The sequence below is a fragment of the Pseudomonas sivasensis genome, from assembly GCF_021391435.1.
GTDB classification, from domain to species: Bacteria; Pseudomonadota; Gammaproteobacteria; order Pseudomonadales; family Pseudomonadaceae; genus Aquipseudomonas; species Aquipseudomonas sivasensis.
The window spans coordinates 4,916,902-4,933,002 of sequence record NZ_CP090029.1 but is presented as its reverse complement, the minus strand read 5'-3'; the positions used below and the strand labels follow the sequence as shown (position 1 = coordinate 4,933,002).

The following is a 16,101-nucleotide window of genomic DNA, read 5'->3' as shown; positions in this document are numbered from 1 at the left end:
GCGCCGACAAAAAAACCAAGAAATCCGAGAGCGGCCTGTTCGGTCACTGATCACCGTTCAACTGAAGGATTTTAAGCGGCCAACGCAACCCTCTCTGTTGGCCGTTCCCTGCCCCGCGCTCAACCTCCCTTCCTGCCCCGCCTTGCCATAACTAATGGCTGACTGGTGGCCTTGCATAGCGCCAAGCCCTGTCTATGCTCACCCAGAACCGTTGATGACGCTCGGCGTGTAAAGCGTTTCGGATGGTTATCCCATAAAGGTCTGCCAGCACTATCCAACTGATGAATGGAATGCGCCTAGCCAGGCGCGGGTTACTTAAGGGTGTCCGACATGTTCAACCTCCATCACAAGTCTGACCTGCTTGAAATCCAGCGTTTCTCCTGTGCACTCACCGAATCCAACGCCAAACTCGCCGCTATCAGCCGTTCCATGGCCATGATCGAATTTGATCGCGATGGGGTGATACTCGATGCCAATGACAACTTTTGCAAAACCATGGGCTACAGCGCCGAGGAAATTCGCGGCCAGCATCATCGGATCTTTTGTGACGAGGCCTACACCCATACCGACGCCTACGCCAAGCTTTGGCGCGACCTGGCGCGGGGCGAGGCCCTCAGCGGCACGTTCGTACGCTTGAACAGGCACGGCCAGGAGGTGTGGCTCGAAGCCAGCTATATGCCCGTGCTGGACAGCGACAACCACGTACAGAGTGTGATCAAAGTCGCGTCCGATATTTCCGCGCGGGTCCACCATGAACATGAAAACCAGAGCCTGATCGACGCCATCAGCCGCTCCATGGCGATGATCGAGTTCACCCCTCAAGGCCAGATTCTCAAGGCCAATAACAACTTTCTGAAGACCGTGCAGTACTCACTGGATGAAATCGTCGGCCAGCACCACAGCCTGTTTTGCCATCGCAGCGAAGTAGAGTCGCCGGCGTACAAAGCGTTCTGGGCGTCCCTCAATCGCGGCGAATACCACTCGCACCGCTTCGAGCGCAAAAACAAATACGGCAAAACCCTGTTTTTGGAAGCGTCCTACAACCCGATTTTCGACACCAACGGGCGCCTGTACAAAGTGGTGAAATTCGCCAGCGATATCACCGACCAAGTGACCACCCTGCGCACCGCCGCCGATTCGGCTCACGCCACCTCGGTACAAAACGACGCCTGCGCGCGCAAAGGATCGGAGGTGGTGCAGCAAACCGTGCAGATCATCGAAGAGATTTCTCACAATTTGAACCAGGCGGCACAGAGCATCGACGCGGTGAGCAAGCAGTCGGACATCATTGGCGCCATTGTGCAGACCATCCGCAGCATTGCCGAGCAAACCAATATGCTGGCGCTCAACGCCGCGATTGAAGCGGCACGAGCCGGTGAGCACGGACGCGGGTTTGCGGTGGTGGCCGACGAAGTGCGCAGCCTCGCCGCACGTACCAGCCACGCCACGGTGGAGATTGTGGAGGTGGTGCGCAAGAACCATGATCTGTCGTTGAGCGCAGTGTCGAGCATGCAGTCGAGCTTGAGCCGAACGGGGTTGGGGGTGGAACTGGCGAACGAGGCGGGGCAGGTGATCCTGGAGATTCAGGAAGGGTCACGGCATGTGGTGGATGCGATCGGGCAGTTCAATTCGACGCTTCAACTGCAATAGCCAACCTATCCATTTCCAATTTGGAAAGCCAATCCCTGTGGGAGAGACCAAGTTCTCCCACAGGTTGACCCGATGTGTGGCTTAGATTGCCGCCAGGGTTTCTTTCACCGAGTGCGCAGGATCAGTGGCTTTCGCCGCTACTTGCTGCTCTTGTTGCTGCTTCAACCGGTCGGCCACTTGCCTGGAAATCGCGTCCTGTTTTTCCAGGGACATGTTCTGTACATCCGCCTCAGTCAAACCCTGCTCCTTGAGCAACTGCTCACGGATGCGTTCGGCCGGGGTTTTGCTCATGTACTCCGTGAATTCAGAGCGCGCGCCAGAGGTGGATGTGGTGGCAGGCGTCTCGGTCGAGGAGGTGGTTGCCGTGGTGGAGGCTTGCAACTGCACGCGGGTCTCGGCGAAGGCTTCGTCGATACGGTCGGTGGCTTTGTCCAGGTCCTTCTGCGCGACCGGTACGGTCACACTTTGCTGCGCGGCTTGAACGGCGCCGCTGTACAGCGCACTGGCGGCAGCGTTGGCTGGATCCATATCGGGGCGTTTGAGCTGTTGGACGGTCGATACGGCTTGGGTGTTGTTGTTAACCAGCATGATCGGGCACCTGGAGGAAATGTACGGTGCTACAGCTGGAGCAAATAGCGTGCCGGGCGCGAAAGTCCAGGTTTTGCTGGGGTCGGCTCGGCTGTTGCGGCAAGTGCTGGCCCATCGACGGCCAGCCATTGCCGCCTGCAACTCAGTAGGTGATGGGAATCTCGAATGTCTGAAACGCATCATCCACCGGTTGATAGCCCAGCACACGCGTGGTTTCGCTCAAATCCAGACGCTTGAAACGGTTATTGGAAATGCCGTGGGCGATCAAGTGCTTTACGTCTTTAGTTTCAACCGAACGTTGCAGCAATTGCACTGCATCCCGTGGGCTGAGCCAAGCGCTGAGGTCGCGGGCGTTGTTCAGGTCGTGGCTTTCGGGGAATTCAAAGGCGCCAATGCGCAGTGCGATGGTCGACAGTGGCGTTTTCGCCGCGTAGTAGCCGCACAGCGCCTCGCCATAGCATTTGCTCACGCCATACAGGTTGGCGGGCAGCACTGGCATGCCAGGCGTGATCTGCCGATCCACCGGGTAGCCTTCGATGGTCTGGGCGCTGCTGGCGAAAACCAGACGCTTTACCCCGGCGGCCACGGCAGCTTCGAACAGGTAGGTGGTGGTGAGGATGTTGTTTGGCAGCAGTTCGTCGAACGAGGCGCTGGCATGGGGGATGCCCGACAGGTGCACGATCACGTCGATGCCATCGAGCAGCGCGACGAGCGCGGATTTATCGCTCAAGTCGGCGTATACAAAGCGATGGTCGCCCAGTTCAAAATCCGGCGTGACGCGGTCTGTAAGCGTAAAGCGGTAGCGGTCTTTCGAGGCTTCGAAAAACGTCTTGCCGATTCTGCCGCAGGCGCCGGTGAGCAGTATGTTGAGTCCTTTCACGTGCATGTCCTTAGTTGTGGCCGTCGAGGGCGAAGGTCTGGAAGCCCGGATGCTGGCTGAGGCGTTCGTAATGCGCTGCGATGGCGGGGTAGGGCGGATGTTCCATGGGCGTCATGCGCCAGCGGTGCACCGAAAGGCCGATAAGGACGTCGGCGAGGGTGAATTCGTCGCCGGTGACGTAAGCGTTGGTTTTGGTCAACTGTTGTTCCAGCAGGCCCATCTTGTCATTCCAGCCCTGTACGCCGGCTGCGATTCGTTGCGGGTCCTGATGCTCAGGACTCTGACGCACCAGCGCTTGGAACGCGTAACCCCAGGAAGGGTTGAGCTCGGTGGCTTGCCAGTCCATCCACTGCTCCACCCTGGCCCGTGGCGCGGGTTCGGCGGGCAAGAGGTCGTGGCGTTGGTAGAGGCTGACCAGGTAGCGGCAGATGGTGTTGGATTCCCACAGCACGCCGTGGTCGTCGATGAGCACGGGTATTTGCGCGTTAGGGTTCAGGGCCAGGAATTCGGGGGATTGGGTGGGGGTGTAGCCGATACCCCAATCTTCGCGTACGTATTCGATGCCCAGTTCGTGGCATGTCCACAGGACTTTGCGTACGTTGATGGAAGAGGTGCGGCCCAAGATTTTCAGTGAGTGTCCCATGGTGCTTCCCTGGCAGTGGAGAAGGGACAATCTAGCAGGGGCCGGGGAGGTTAAGCGAGCGCGGTCAAATTGAGGGAGCCGGCAGGCTAGCTCCCTTGATGGATCACGTTCGGCTTGAAGGTCAGGTGCTTTCCCGCACCTGCAACTCAAAGCCCATGTCCACTACCGGCTTGGCGACCTTGTTGCCCGCCATGATCGTGAGCAGATGCTCCGCCGCACGGCGGCCAATGGCTTCGCGTGGCGTGCTGATGCTGCTCAGGCGCGGCACCATAAAGGACGACGCGGGCAAATCGTTGAAACCCAGCACCGCCACGCGCTCTGGCACCTTGATGCCATGGCGCAGGGCTTCCAGCAGCGCGCCTTGGGCCAGGTCGTCGTTGCCGAAGAAGATCGCATCCACGTCCGGATGGGCGGCCAGCAACTGCAGGAACAACTCACCGCCCAGGCCCACGGAAGAAGGACGCGGTGTCAGCAGCTCCAGCGCCGGGTCGTACATTCCGGCCTGTTGCAGGGCGCGGCGGAAACCCTCGCCACGCAGCAAGGTACGTTGGTCCAATTGCGCGCCGATATAGGCCAGGCGCTTGCGGCCACGGGACAGTAAATGCGCCGCGGCTGTTTCACCGGCGGCCAATTGCGAGAAGCCCACGCAATTCACGCCAGCGTTAGGGTCCAGGTCCATCATGTAAACGCAAGGCACATTGCTGGCCTCGACCATTCGTCGGGCGCTTTCGGTGCGATCGAAACCCGTCAACAGCAAGCCCCGTGGCTGATAGGCCATGTAGTTGCGCAGCAGGTTTTCTTCTTCATCGCGGGAGTAGTGAGAGTTGCCGATCAGCACTTCAAAGCCTTTAGGCCGTAGCACCTGATGGATGGCTTCGAGGGTTTCGATAAATAGCAGGTTGGACAACGACGGTACCAACACCACCACCGAATGGCTCTGAGCAGAGGCCAGGGCGCGGGCGGCGGGGTTGACCACGTAGTTGAGCTCGGCAGCTGCCTGTTGGACTTTTTCTACCAGTTCGATGGCCACAGTGCTGATGCCGCGCAGGGCGCGTGAAGCGGTGATCGGACTGACGCCAGCCAGGCGGGCAACTTCGTTGAGGGTCGGGCGACCCGTGGTGCGCGTATTTTTATCGTTCTTAGAGGTCATCAGGCGGCTTGCCAAACAAAAATCGAGGCACTAAGGTAGCGCTGTCTCCAAATGGCTGCAAATTATTGAACTTTGGGTTGCCTGATCCGGTTCAAATGATTGGAGCGGATGCACGCGTCACTCCATAAAAATGACAAGACGGCGCGGGAAAAGCCTGTTTTTGCACGTGCCTTACAGCGTGTGAAGGTAGCGCTATCTGCGTCTTGAGGTGTTTCATGAGTCAACCTGTTACCGCCCTGGTCATCATGGGTGTTGCCGGCTGTGGCAAGACCAGTGTCAGCGAGGCCTTGTGCCGGCTGAACGGCGCCACCGCCATTGAAGGCGACAGCTTTCACCCTGCCGCGAATATCGAAAAGATGAGCGCCGGCCACCCCCTCAACGACGACGACCGCGCCGGCTGGCTCGACATCCTGTGCGATGAACTGCGCCGCTCGCTTAAAGCGGGTGAACATCCGGTGCTCACCTGTTCGGCTCTCAAGAAGAAATACCGTGACCACCTGCGCGAAGCCGCGCCAGGTCTGGGTTTCGTATTCCTGGAACTGACCCGTGAAGTCGCCTCGGACCGCGTGTCCCATCGCCCCGGCCATTTCATGCCGGCCAGCCTGATCGACAGCCAGTTCGCCACCCTTGAATCGCCCAAAGGCGAGCCACTGACCCTGGCCCTCAACGCCAGTGAAGACAGTGTCGAGGCGTTGGCCGAGCAGACCAACGCTTGGTGGCTGCAACACGGCTTTGAACGAACTCATTAATTTTTTGCCGGAAAAGATAGCGCTATCCCCGGCAAGAAATTCAACACCCGCTTTAATAACAACAACAAACAGGAGAGACCCCCCATGTTTGGCATGTCCCACGAGTCGTACCTGCTGCTAGACGCAGTCGTCACTATCATCGGGTTGATCGTTCTGATCACCAAGTTCAAGGTCCACCCGTTCATTGCACTGATCATCGCGGCCGGCTTCCTCGGCCTGACCTCGGGCATGCCCGTGGACAAGATCATCAAAGCCTTCCAAGACGGTTTCGGCGGGGTGCTCGGCTTTGTCGGCATCATCCTCGCGCTGGGCACCATGCTCGGCAAGATGATGGCCGAATCCGGCGGTGCCGATCAGATTGCCCAGACCCTGATCCGCGCCTTCGGCAAAGAGAAGGTCCAGTGGGCCATGATGTTCGCCGCGTTCCTGGTGGGCATCCCGCTGTTCTTCGAGATTGGCTTTGTGCTGCTGATCCCGCTGGTGTTTATCGTCGCGCGCCGCACCGGTGTGTCGCTGATCAAGATCGGCATCCCGCTGCTCGCAGGCCTCTCGGCAGTGCACGGCCTGGTGCCACCGCACCCGGGCCCGCTGCTGGCTATCGGCGTGTTTGGCGCGGACATCGGCAAGACCATCCTGTATGGCCTGATCGTCGCACTGCCGACCGCCATCATTGCCGGCCCGATCTTCGGTACGTTCATCGCCAAGTACATCCCCGGTAATCCCTCCCAGGAACTGGTGGATCAACTGGCCCGCGAGACCGATAACAAGTCGCTGCCAAGCTTCGGCATCACATTGGTCACCGTGCTGCTGCCGGTGTTTCTGATGTTGCTCAAAACCTTCGCCGACATCGCCTTTGCCGAAGGCAACGTGGTGCGCAACTGGATGGACATGATCGGTCACCCGATCACCGCCTTGCTGCTGGCGCTCCTGCTGTCGCTGTACACCTTTGGCAGCCGCCAGGGCATTCACTCCAAGCAAATCCTTAAGCTGCTCGACGCCAGCCTTGCGCCGACGGCCGCGATCATCCTGATCATCGGTGCCGGTGGTGGCTTCAAGCAGATGCTGGTGACCAGCGGCGTGGGTGACGTGATTGGCCATATGGCGGTGAATGCGCAGATCAACCCGATCCTGCTGGCCTGGCTGGTGGCGGCGGTGATTCGTATTGCGACCGGTTCGGCGACCGTGGCGACCATTACCGGCGCGGGCATCGTAGTGCCGGTGGTGGGGATGATCCCTGGGGTTAACCGTGAGCTGTTGGTGCTGGCGACGGGTGCGGGTTCGTTGATCCTGTCTCACGTCAACGATGCGGGGTTCTGGCTGGTGAAGCAGTACTTCAACATGACCGTGGCCGAGACGTTCAAGACCTGGACGGCGATGGAAACCATTCTGTCTGTGGTGGCGTTGATCTTCATCATGCTGCTGTCGTTGGTGGTCTAACAGGCACACCAGCAGCAAGGGTGAAAACCCAATGCAGATGTGGGAGGGGGCTTGCCCCCGATGGCGGTGGGTCAGTCACCAGATGAAGTGATTGAACCTCCGCTATCGGGGGCAAGCCCCCTCCCACATGTTGACCACATTTGTTCAGGTGGATCGGGTCAGGCTTTAGCGACCAGCCCATCCGCCCGGAACATCCCGCGAATCCCGCGCACCGCCTGGCGAATCCGGTCCTGGTTTTCGATCAGCGCAAAGCGCACATGATCATCCCCATACTCGCCAAATCCAATCCCCGGCGACACGCAGACCTTGGCTTCCAGCAGCAGCTTCTTGGCAAACTCCAGCGAACCCATGGCGGCATACGCCTCCGGGATCTTCGCCCAGACGTACATCGACGCCTTGGGATTCTCCACCATCCAGCCCAACTCATGCAGGCCCTTGACCAGCACATTGCGGCGCTGGCGGTACTGCTCGGCGATGTCTTTCACGCACTGTTGATCGCCTTCCAGCGCAGCAATCGCGGCGACTTGCAGCGGGGTGAAGGTACCGTAATCGTGGTAACTCTTGATCCGTGCCAGGGCGTTGACCAGTTCCGGGTTGCCCACCATGAAACCGATGCGCCAGCCGGCCATGTTGTAGCTCTTGGACAGGGTGAAAAACTCCACCGCAATGTCCTTGGCCCCCGGCACTTGCATGATCGATGGGGCTTTCCAGCCGTCGTAGACGATGTCGGCGTAGGCCAGGTCATGCACCACCAGCACGTCGTACTGCTTGGCCAGGGCGATCACCCGTTCGAAGAAATCCAGCTCCACGCACTGCGCAGTCGGGTTGGACGGGAAGCCGAGGATCATCATCTTCGGCTTCGGGATCGACCCACGAATCGCCCGTTCCAGCTCGGCGAAGAAGTCCACGCCCGGAATCAGCGGCACCGAACGCACCTGGGCGCCGGCAATCACGGCACCGTAGATATGAATCGGGTAGCTCGGGTTGGGCACCAGCACCGTGTCGCCCTGGTCCAGGGTGGCCAGCATCAAATGCGCCAGGCCTTCCTTGGAACCGATGGTGACGATGGCTTCCGTCTCGGGGTCGATGTCCACCTCGTAGCGGTCTTTGTACCAGCGCGAAATCGCCCGGCGCAGACGCGGAATGCCTTTGGAGGTGGAGTAGCCGTGGGTGTCTTCACGCTGGGCGACGGTAACCATTTTCTCCACGATATGGGGAGGCGTGGCACCGTCGGGGTTACCCATGCTCAAGTCGATGATGTCTTCGCCGCGCCGACGCGCAGCCATCTTCAGCTCGGCAGTGATATTGAAAACGTAAGGGGGGAGTCGATCTATGCGCGCAAAGCGGCGCGGCGAACCTTGGTCGGCCATTGTTGCCTCGAAGTACGTAAGCGCCCGGAACCGTCCGAGCGACGTCGGCCACTGCGGTGGCCTGCGGAGCAGACAATACGGTCGATGATGGCCAGTTGTCCATATGCGTAGGAAAATTTTCTGCATGGAGTACGGCACGGATATGCCCCTATACTCGATGCGGGTTTGTTCCCTCATAAGAAGGAGACTGTTCGTATGGATCAGCAGACAAAACAACCGTTAGAGCCACGCATGGAAGCAGGCAAGGCCTTGGTGATTGCTGGGGTACAAGGGCGTTATTCCAAGGCGACGGTGGGCGATATTCCCAAGTTGTGGGAGTTGTTCGACACCTGTATCAAGGACATCAAGAAGCGCATCGGCGGTGTGACCTATGGCGTTTGCCATAACCCCAATCACGGCGAATTCGATTACATGGCGGGGGTGGAAGTCCCGAGCAAAAGCGACGTCCCGAGCAACTTCGAAGCCATTGAAATTCCACCGCTCAACTATGCGGTGTTCCCGCATTACGGACCGGTGCAGGCATTGGAACAGACGTACGAGCGCATCATGTTCGAGTGGTTGCCACATTCGGGCTACAAAGTGGCAGGGCCGGATTTTGAACGCTATAGCGCTGATTTTGACGTGAGGAAAGGCACGGGGACGGTGGAGATCTGGTTGCCGGTAGTCAAGGCCTGATGTCACACGACTGAGCTGCGTTGGCAGCTCAGTCGTGGGTATCACTGGCTGAGCAGGCGGCCGATGAAGGAGTGGACACCTTCCAGCACACCGCTGGTTTGCAGTGTTTCACCCGCATTTACCCATTCAAGCTTGTTGATGTTGGAGATTTGGGGTCTTGATTGCGGGTCGCGCCATGCATCGGCCACACCCTGATCGCCAAAGGTGAGGTCCAACTCCCCAGTCGCGGTGTACCTGATCAGTTCGACGAGGCTGCCGTTTGTATTGCGCCACAAGACGACGATTTTCCCATCGGGTTGAACCGTCACGCTGTCATAACTTCCATGACGAGCATCGTTCTCCTTGGGGATTCCGCCATTGAACTGCGGATCAGGTTGGCCGTTGGCAAGCAGGCTCGTCACGAAGTTCTGCTTGCGCGGCAACCGGTGCTCACCGCCGACGACAACTATCCGGCCATCGGGTCCTTTGGCCAGCGCTGAGGCCAGTTTTTCCTCAGTACCTGAAAGCTCCAATTGGACGTAACCTGCGTTACCAAAAGCCGTGTCCGCATCTCCAGCATGTGTGAATCCTTTAATAAGGGCCTTGCCGTTTATAGAGCCCGCAATCAAAAAACCCCTCTCAGTGGTCAATACTGGGCCCATAAGGGCGCCGCGCTCTTCAAGCGGATCTAAAAAGCCGAAGTTGAGTTCCTGGCCGGAACTGCTGAGTTGATAGATAAAACTGCTTGTACCGTCATTAAATACACAAATGATCTTGTCATCGGACTGTAAAGCTAAACCGGCTTTGCTGTTTAAATTCAACTGAATCCGCTTATTCAGCACCACCTCGCCATTATTGCCGAACCTGAAGTCTGAATTGCCGTTTGCTTCGTTGAATCGACTGATAGAGACCGCCACATTGTTGATATGGGTGGCCAGTAACAGTTGCCTGCCATTAGGCTGAATGAGCATGTCGATGAAGGTTTGGCGTTGCTGCATCGCCGTCAGCCCTCGCCCGAATCGAGCGTCGTTCTCTCCCGTAGGCGTTTGTTTGGTGATGCCAATGAAGGGGCCATCCGGCTCGCTATACGGGCCTGCTGTGATGGTTGAACCGTCTTCGAGGACTCGGGAGATCCCTGCGGTGCGGGTGTTTATAACGGTACCGTCTTTGAGTGGAGGGGTGCCAAAGGAAAGATCCGGGCTCCCCGCAGTGTTAAGCGTATTGTTGCTCGGTGGAGTATTCATGGAGGGTCTCCGTGCTGGGCGTTGAGCGTTTCCACGCCTGCTCGTTGCACCGCTTGAGCGACTACCTTGGCATTCCAGTACAGAGCAATCGGCAACGCCTGTATAGCTGTGAACTTTGACAGTGGACAGCCAGGGAGGGTGGGCCAGAGTGGTCGATTTATCGGCGTTGGGATATTTAAAGCAGGCTGGGGTCGTCTCGTCCAAACACCCACTTTAACTTTCGCTCATACCCAACTCGCCCCTTATACGCCTCCCCGCTGTCTACCCATCCCGCGCCCAGATACAACCCCATCGCCGCCACATTGTCGGTGTCCACCGACAACTCCAGCGCCTTGATCTGTGGCCACGTCTCTATCGCTGCCGCCGGCAATGCCTGCAAACACGCCTTGCCGAACCCACTGCCTTGTTGCCGCCGATCCACCTGGAACGCATGCAGCGTGGCGCTGTGTGCATCGGCCCAATGGGGCAGGCAAGGTGGGCGTTTGAGCAAGAGGAAGGCCACCGGAATGTCATCGGCCAGCAGGACGAACCCTTTGACGCCTGGGCTTGGTTTGGCCAGCAGCGAATTGAGCGCGCAATACATATCGCCGCAAAACGGCAGTTGTTCGGGATGAACTTCGATGGCGCTGGCTTGCTGTCGTTGCACAGCAGTGAGCGCCTCGTAGGCGACAAGGCGGGTTTGCATCGGAACGTCCGAACGGCTGCAAGGAAGCGCGCAGTCTAGCGGGTTTGAGGGCGACACAGTGCTTAGTGATAAGCAGGCGGGCCCAGAGCGAGGCGCGCCAATTCACCACATACTCTGAGCCTGATCACTCATCCAGCATCTGCGCCAGCATCCAGCTGCCCGCCGGTCCCGGTGGATACTGCCGCGACCACAGCGCATCCACCGCTACCAGTCGCGGCCAACCGCGCACTGGGAGTTCCACCAGCCCAGTGTTGCCAAAGCGTTCCACCAGCCAACGCGGCAGCTCGGCCCAACCGAAACCGAGCTGGGCCATTTCCATCAGCATCAGAAAACTCGGCGCCGACCAAACGCGGCCGCTGGGGCGGGTTTCATTCGGGTTGATGATGCTCGCCAGCCGAAGTTCGCGGTGTTGCTGCAAGCGCTGCGCGTCGACGTTCGGCAGCGTGGCCAACGGATGCTCGGGCGCGACGAACAGCCCGATTTCCGTGCGTTCAGCCACGGGCGCGCGGCTGAGGTCGGGTGGGTAATTCGCCTGGGCTTCGACAAACGCGATCTGCGCACGACCGCTCTGCACCAGCGCGATCAAGTCTTCGCACTCGGCGATCAGCCATTCCAGTTCAAGGTCCGGGTAACGCTGCTCGAAGGCCTTGAGCGCGAGTTCGAAGCGCTCAGATTGATAGGTATCGGACATGGCAATCGTGACTTTCGGCTCCAATCCCATGGCCAACTGACTCGCGGCCAGCGACAGGCGACTGCTGGCTTCCAGGACTTGCTCGGCGCGTTGCAGCAACACCAGGCCGGCGGGCGTGAGCGTCGGCTTGCGGCTGCTGCGATCAAACAGCACCACATCCAAATCAATCTCCAGGCTGGCTACCGCCGCGCTGACGGTGGACTGGCTCTTGCCCAGTTTGCGCGCCGCCGCCGAAAACGAGCCTTGGGTGGCCGCCTGCACAAACGCCTGCAGCACTTCATTAGAGGCCATGACTATCGCCTTGATCGATGGTTATTGGTTATGAAGTATCGATTCAAAGGGTAATGATGGCAACCGTCGTCACTCTCGGAGACGGGTCATGAACCCTACCAAATCCATCACTGAACGCGTTTGCCAGGCTGTTGGTTTCGAAGCCCTGGCGTTGTTGATCTGCACCCCTTTGTTGGCGTGGATCATGGACAAACCCGCCCTGGAAATGGGCATGGTCACCCTGGCGATCAGCCTGATGGCGCTGACCTGGAACGTGATCTTCAACGGCCTGTTCGACCGACTCAAGGCACGCCTGCAACTGGCCAACAATGGCTGGACCCGTGTGTTGCACGCGCTCATGTTTGAAGGTGGCTTGATTTTGGTGTGCGTACCGCTGATTGCGGCGTGGCTGAATATCAGCCTGATGCAGGCATTTATCCTCGACATAGGTGTATTGCTGTTCTTCCTGCCGTACACCTATGTGTATCACTGGGGCTATGACGTACTGCGCGACAAGCTCCTACAGAAACATTCCGCCCGACGCCTCGATGCGCTGGCCGGTGATCCAGTGGCTGCCGTCGGCCAGCAGGCTGGCAATCGCTCCACCGATATCGTCCGGTAAGCCGGCGCGGCCCAGGGCGGTGTTGCTCGCGACCATGGCATTGAGGTTGGCGTTGTCGCGTACAGCGCCGCCGCCGAAGTCAGTTTCGATCGCGCCAGGGGCCAGGATGTTGACGCTGATCCCGCGCCCACCCAGCTCTTTGGCCTGGTAGCGGGTCAGCACTTCCATGGCGCCTTTCATCGCCGCGTAGGCGGCATAGCCCGGCAGGCTGAAACGCGCCAGGCCGCTGGAGACGTTGAGGATGCGGCCGCCGTCGCGGATCAACGGCAACAGCTTCTGCGTCAGGAAAAACGGGCCCTTGAATTGGATCGCCACCAGTTGGTCGAACTGGGCTTCGGTGGTCTCGGCAAAACTGGCGTGAATGCCGATCCCGGCGTTGTTGATCAGAAAGTCGATGTGATCCTGTGCGAAAACATCCTTGAGCACGCCGGCCACGTCGCCGACAAAACCTTCGAATGTTGCGCTTTGGCTCACATCCAATTGCAGCATGGCGGCGCGGCCACCCAATTGTTCGATCTCGGCCACCAATGCCTGCGCCTCGTCGGCCTTGCTGTGATAGGTGCCGATGATGTCTACGCCTTGCGCCGCCAGGTGCAACGCAGCGTTTTTACCCAAACCACGGCTGGTGCCGGTGATCAATGCGATTTTGCGGGTCATGGTGCAGTCCTCTTCAGATGTGAACGTGGGACTGAGTGTATTTGTCCGCTGCTAACGTGATAAACAGGGCCACACCGGAATCACTGGCCGGATAAGGCGAACAATCCCATGAACAAACTTGAGTTGCTGCGCACCTTCGTGCGGGTCACCGAACTGTCGAGTTTTACCCAGGCGGGCGAGAGTCTGGGGCTGCCGCGATCCACGGTGTCCGAGCATGTGCAGGCGCTGGAAGAACTGCTCGGCGCGCGTCTGTTGCAGCGCACCACACGCAAAGTGCAGGCGACCCAGGACGGGCGCGTGTTGTACGAGCGCAGCAAGGACCTGCTCGCGCATATGGAGGAACTCGAAGGGCTGTTTCGCCAGGACGAAGCGCAACTGAGCGGGCGCATCCGCGTCGACATGCCCAATGTGATGGCGCGGGAACTGATCCTGCCGCGCTTGTCGCAGTTCATGGACGCGCACCCGTTGATCGAATTGGAGATCAGTTGCACCGACTGCCAGGTCGACCTGCTCGCCGAAGGCTTCGACTGCGTACTGCGCGTCGGCGCCCAACCGGACCACAGCGTGGTCGCACGCGTGCTGTGCCGCATGCCGATGATCAACTGCGCGAGCGCGGGTTACGTGCAACGTTACGGCGTGCCCGCGACCTTGGCCGATCTGGCGCAGCATCAATTGGTGCATTACGTGCGGCCGTTGGGTTCACGCTCGGCCGGTTTCGAGTATCAGCAAGGCAACAAGGTGCAGCGCATCCCCATGGCCGGGCGGGTGACGGTCAATAGCACGGATGCGTATCGCGTGGCGTGCCTGGGCGGTTTTGGCATTACTCAGGTGCCGGCCTTGGGTATTCGTGACTTGCTCGCCAGTGGCGAGTTGGTTGCCCTGCTCCCGGACTACCCGGCGCCGCCGCTGGATGTGTCCTTGCTCTACGCGGGCCAGCGGCATTTGCCGTTGCGGGTGCGCGTGTTCATGGACTGGCTGGCGGCCACCCTGCAAGCCCATCTTTAACGGCGCGCCGACAGTTGCTGCGGCGCCAGGAACGCGTCGTGAAAGTAATCCCGGAACGCCTGCATCGCCGGGGTAAATGCCCGCTCGCGGTGCCAGGCCAGTCCGACGCTCATGGGCGTGACCGGGTCGGTGACGGTCAGGGTTTCGATGCGCTTGCCTTCCAGTGACCACGGGCGGTGCACCAAGTCCGACAGAATCGCCACGCCGCTGCCATTGGCGACCATGCTGCGTACTGCCTCCACCGAACTGGTGCGCAGCCGCACCTTAGGCGTTTGCCCGGCCTGTTCCCAATAGCGCATGGCGCTGTGTTCGGCTTCATCGACGGTCAGCAGGATGTAGGGCTCCTGCGCGACATCCGCCAGGCTCACGGCGCCGCGCTCGCACAATGGGTGATGGCTGGGCAGCCACAGGCGACGTTCCGAGTTGAACAGAATCTCGGAAACGATCGCCGGGTGAGTCAGGTTGGCGGTGAGCACCACGGCCATGTCGAACTGGCCGTCGAGCAGACCTTGCTCGATCGCCTGGCGCTCCTGCTCGAAGACCTCGATGGTCACGTCCGGATGCCAATGCTCCATGCGCTGCAAGTGATGGGGCAGGAAGTAACCAAGCACGGTGTAACTGGCCGCTACCCGCAGCACGCCGCTGGCGCGGTAGTCGGGCAATGGACTGTTCAGCGCATCGTCCACGCTGCGCACAATCACATAGGCGCGGTTGAGAAAGTGCCGCCCGGCATCGGTCAAGTTCATGCCTTGGGCCGAGCGCACAAACAGTTGCACGCCGAGCATCGCCTCCAACTCCTTGATCGCCGTGGTCACCGCCGACTGCGAGATGTTCAGGTGGATCGCCGCCTGAGAAATCTGGCCGATCTCAGCGGTGGCAACGAAGTAGCGGATTTGGCGCAAGGTCAGCGACATGAGCGATATCTGTTTTTCAGAAGATAGGGCATCTGATAATAGATCTTCCCAAGGGGTCAAGGCGCAGCCTACTTTTCCAACATCATTTCTGGCGGAGCGACCCCGATGCAGGCAGTGGATTTCAATTCGGACATGGGCGAAGGTTTCGGCCCCTGGACCATCGGTGATGGCGTCGACGCGGAGCTGATGGTCTACATCAGCTCGGCCAATATCGCCACCGGCTTCCACGCCGGCGACCCCGGCACCATGCGCCGCACCGTAGAACGCGCCAAGCAACTGGGCGTGGCCATCGGCGCCCATCCCGGCTTTCGTGATCTGGTCGGCTTTGGCCGTCGGCATATCAACGCACCGGCCCAGGAACTGGTGGACGATATCCTCTACCAACTCGGTGCCCTGCGGGAAATCGCCCGCGCCCAAGGCATGACGCTGCAACATATCAAGCCTCACGGCGCGCTCTACATGCACTTGGCCCGTGACGAAGAAGCGGCCAGGCTGCTGGTGCAAAACCTGCAACTCATCGAACCGACGCTGTTGCTGTACTGCATGCCCAACTCGGTGATCTGGCGGGTGGCCAAGGAGTTGGGGCAACCGGTGGTCCGGGAATTTTATGCCGATCGTGAGTACGATCTGACGGGCTCCATCGTGTTTACTCGCACTGTTCGCGCGCTTGATCCTGCAACGGTGGCGGCACGTGTCCTGCGGGCTTGTCAGACGGGGTTGGTGCGCACCGTAGAAGGCGAAGACCTGTTTATCGAATTCGATTCCATCTGCCTGCACAGCGACACTCCCGGCGCCCTGGAACTGGTGGAAGCCACCCGCGAAGCCTTGGACCAGGCGGGTATCACGGTCAAAACACCCTAATAAGATCGACCCCTTACTTTTTTGCCTGCCT

General features: G+C 59.5%; 17 protein-coding genes and 1 pseudogene. 8 read left to right on the top strand and 10 right to left on the bottom strand.

Annotated elements, in window-relative coordinates; all coding sequences use genetic code 11:
• Window positions 1-330: 330 nt before the first annotated feature.
• Window positions 331-1,107: pseudogene (locus tag LRO94_RS28130) on the top strand (PAS domain-containing protein); the annotation flags it as partial.
• The gene (locus LRO94_RS28125) at window positions 1,081-1,650 is read left to right on the top strand and encodes a methyl-accepting chemotaxis protein (RefSeq protein ID WP_371854016.1); all 570 of its coding nucleotides are present in this window, start codon (window positions 1,081-1,083) and stop codon (window positions 1,648-1,650) included. The pseudogene LRO94_RS28130 and the gene LRO94_RS28125, both read left to right, overlap by 27 nt.
• Before the next feature lie 81 nt (window positions 1,651-1,731).
• On the opposite strand, the gene LRO94_RS22310 is transcribed toward LRO94_RS28125, so the two are convergent.
• From LRO94_RS22310 to gntR, 4 genes are all read right to left on the bottom strand, one after another.
• A complete protein-coding gene (locus LRO94_RS22310) occupies window positions 1,732-2,238 on the bottom strand; it encodes a hypothetical protein (RefSeq protein ID WP_179179952.1) in 507 nt (168 codons plus the stop codon).
• A 142-nt stretch (window positions 2,239-2,380) separates the two neighbouring features.
• A complete protein-coding gene (locus tag LRO94_RS22305; RefSeq protein WP_179179953.1) occupies window positions 2,381-3,118 on the bottom strand; it encodes an NAD-dependent epimerase/dehydratase family protein in 738 nt (245 codons plus the stop codon).
• Window positions 3,119-3,128: 10 nt separating this feature from the next.
• Window positions 3,129-3,761: a glutathione S-transferase family protein gene (locus LRO94_RS22300; RefSeq protein WP_179179954.1), complete on the bottom strand. Its 633-nt coding sequence runs from the start codon at window positions 3,759-3,761 to the stop codon at window positions 3,129-3,131.
• A 121-nt stretch (window positions 3,762-3,882) separates the two neighbouring features.
• Window positions 3,883-4,914: an HTH-type transcriptional regulator GntR gene (gene gntR / locus LRO94_RS22295; protein WP_163033195.1), complete on the bottom strand. Its 1,032-nt coding sequence runs from the start codon at window positions 4,912-4,914 to the stop codon at window positions 3,883-3,885.
• Between the two features lie 212 nt (window positions 4,915-5,126).
• Here gntR and LRO94_RS22290 point away from each other — a divergent pair, with 212 nt between their 5' ends.
• Complete coding sequence (locus LRO94_RS22290) at window positions 5,127-5,660, top strand: gluconokinase (protein ID WP_032891028.1); 534 nt, start codon at window positions 5,127-5,129, stop codon at window positions 5,658-5,660.
• 84 nt (window positions 5,661-5,744) lie between these two features.
• The gene (locus LRO94_RS22285; RefSeq protein ID WP_032891030.1) at window positions 5,745-7,097 is read left to right on the top strand and encodes a GntP family permease; all 1,353 of its coding nucleotides are present in this window, start codon (window positions 5,745-5,747) and stop codon (window positions 7,095-7,097) included.
• Window positions 7,098-7,255: 158 nt separating this feature from the next.
• Here the strand turns inward: LRO94_RS22285 and alaC are convergent, their stop codons facing one another.
• A complete protein-coding gene (gene alaC / locus LRO94_RS22280) occupies window positions 7,256-8,467 on the bottom strand; it encodes an alanine transaminase (protein WP_032891031.1) in 1,212 nt (403 codons plus the stop codon).
• 195 nt (window positions 8,468-8,662) lie between these two features.
• Between alaC and LRO94_RS22275 the strand changes: the two genes are divergently transcribed.
• Window positions 8,663-9,142: a GyrI-like domain-containing protein gene (locus LRO94_RS22275; RefSeq protein WP_032891033.1), complete on the top strand. Its 480-nt coding sequence runs from the start codon at window positions 8,663-8,665 to the stop codon at window positions 9,140-9,142.
• A gap of 41 nt (window positions 9,143-9,183) precedes the next feature.
• Here the strand turns inward: LRO94_RS22275 and LRO94_RS22270 are convergent, their stop codons facing one another.
• The 3 genes from LRO94_RS22270 to LRO94_RS22260 form a co-directional block, all read right to left on the bottom strand.
• A complete protein-coding gene (locus tag LRO94_RS22270; RefSeq protein WP_179179955.1) occupies window positions 9,184-10,365 on the bottom strand; it encodes an NHL repeat-containing protein in 1,182 nt (393 codons plus the stop codon).
• Between the two features lie 175 nt (window positions 10,366-10,540).
• Window positions 10,541-11,050 (bottom strand): GNAT family N-acetyltransferase, encoded by a 510-nt coding sequence (locus tag LRO94_RS22265; protein WP_179179956.1) that lies wholly within the window; start codon window positions 11,048-11,050, stop codon window positions 10,541-10,543.
• Window positions 11,051-11,174: 124 nt separating this feature from the next.
• Complete coding sequence (locus LRO94_RS22260) at window positions 11,175-12,032, bottom strand: LysR family transcriptional regulator (RefSeq protein WP_179179957.1); 858 nt, start codon at window positions 12,030-12,032, stop codon at window positions 11,175-11,177.
• Window positions 12,033-12,120: 88 nt separating this feature from the next.
• On the opposite strand from LRO94_RS22260, the gene LRO94_RS22255 reads away from it, so the two are divergent.
• The gene (locus LRO94_RS22255) at window positions 12,121-12,633 is read left to right on the top strand and encodes a multidrug/biocide efflux PACE transporter (protein WP_032891040.1); all 513 of its coding nucleotides are present in this window, start codon (window positions 12,121-12,123) and stop codon (window positions 12,631-12,633) included.
• Here the strand turns inward: LRO94_RS22255 and LRO94_RS22250 are convergent.
• On the bottom strand, window positions 12,532-13,290 hold the full coding sequence (locus tag LRO94_RS22250; RefSeq protein WP_179179958.1) for an SDR family NAD(P)-dependent oxidoreductase: 759 nt from the start codon (window positions 13,288-13,290) through the stop codon (window positions 12,532-12,534). The genes LRO94_RS22255 and LRO94_RS22250 overlap by 102 nt on opposite strands.
• A gap of 108 nt (window positions 13,291-13,398) precedes the next feature.
• Here LRO94_RS22250 and LRO94_RS22245 point away from each other — a divergent pair, with 108 nt between their 5' ends.
• Window positions 13,399-14,295, top strand: coding sequence for a LysR family transcriptional regulator (locus LRO94_RS22245; RefSeq protein WP_179179959.1), 897 nt, complete (start codon window positions 13,399-13,401; stop codon window positions 14,293-14,295).
• Here LRO94_RS22245 and LRO94_RS22240 read toward each other — a convergent pair.
• Window positions 14,292-15,209, bottom strand: a complete 918-nt coding sequence (locus tag LRO94_RS22240) for a LysR family transcriptional regulator (protein ID WP_032891044.1) — start codon at window positions 15,207-15,209, stop codon at window positions 14,292-14,294. The genes LRO94_RS22245 and LRO94_RS22240 overlap by 4 nt on opposite strands.
• Before the next feature lie 105 nt (window positions 15,210-15,314).
• On the opposite strand from LRO94_RS22240, the gene LRO94_RS22235 reads away from it, so the two are divergent.
• Window positions 15,315-16,070, top strand: coding sequence for a 5-oxoprolinase subunit PxpA (locus LRO94_RS22235; protein ID WP_179179960.1), 756 nt, complete (start codon window positions 15,315-15,317; stop codon window positions 16,068-16,070).
• The last annotated feature ends 31 nt before the right edge of the window (window positions 16,071-16,101 follow it).

What these genes read in the sequence shown, in the direction of transcription:
- LRO94_RS22275 (WP_032891033.1), top strand. Translation starts at nt 8,663, where the DNA reads ATGGATCAGCAGACAAAACAACCGTTAGAGCCACGCATGGAAGCAGGC.
- LRO94_RS22290 (WP_032891028.1), top strand. Translation starts at nt 5,127, where the DNA reads ATGAGTCAACCTGTTACCGCCCTGGTCATCATGGGTGTTGCCGGCTGT.
- LRO94_RS22260 (WP_179179957.1), bottom strand. Translation starts at nt 12,032, where the DNA reads ATGGCCTCTAATGAAGTGCTGCAGGCGTTTGTGCAGGCGGCCACCCAA.
- LRO94_RS22270 (WP_179179955.1), bottom strand. Translation starts at nt 10,365, where the DNA reads ATGAATACTCCACCGAGCAACAATACGCTTAACACTGCGGGGAGCCCG.
- LRO94_RS22255 (WP_032891040.1), top strand. Translation starts at nt 12,121, where the DNA reads ATGAACCCTACCAAATCCATCACTGAACGCGTTTGCCAGGCTGTTGGT.
- LRO94_RS22310 (WP_179179952.1), bottom strand. Translation starts at nt 2,238, where the DNA reads ATGCTGGTTAACAACAACACCCAAGCCGTATCGACCGTCCAACAGCTC.
- LRO94_RS22240 (WP_032891044.1), bottom strand. Translation starts at nt 15,209, where the DNA reads ATGTCGCTGACCTTGCGCCAAATCCGCTACTTCGTTGCCACCGCTGAG.
- LRO94_RS22250 (WP_179179958.1), bottom strand. Translation starts at nt 13,290, where the DNA reads ATGACCCGCAAAATCGCATTGATCACCGGCACCAGCCGTGGTTTGGGT.
- LRO94_RS22235 (WP_179179960.1), top strand. Translation starts at nt 15,315, where the DNA reads ATGCAGGCAGTGGATTTCAATTCGGACATGGGCGAAGGTTTCGGCCCC.
- LRO94_RS22285 (WP_032891030.1), top strand. Translation starts at nt 5,745, where the DNA reads ATGTTTGGCATGTCCCACGAGTCGTACCTGCTGCTAGACGCAGTCGTC.
- LRO94_RS22300 (WP_179179954.1), bottom strand. Translation starts at nt 3,761, where the DNA reads ATGGGACACTCACTGAAAATCTTGGGCCGCACCTCTTCCATCAACGTA.
- LRO94_RS22265 (WP_179179956.1), bottom strand. Translation starts at nt 11,050, where the DNA reads ATGCAAACCCGCCTTGTCGCCTACGAGGCGCTCACTGCTGTGCAACGA.
- LRO94_RS22245 (WP_179179959.1), top strand. Translation starts at nt 13,399, where the DNA reads ATGAACAAACTTGAGTTGCTGCGCACCTTCGTGCGGGTCACCGAACTG.
- alaC (WP_032891031.1), bottom strand. Translation starts at nt 8,467, where the DNA reads ATGGCCGACCAAGGTTCGCCGCGCCGCTTTGCGCGCATAGATCGACTC.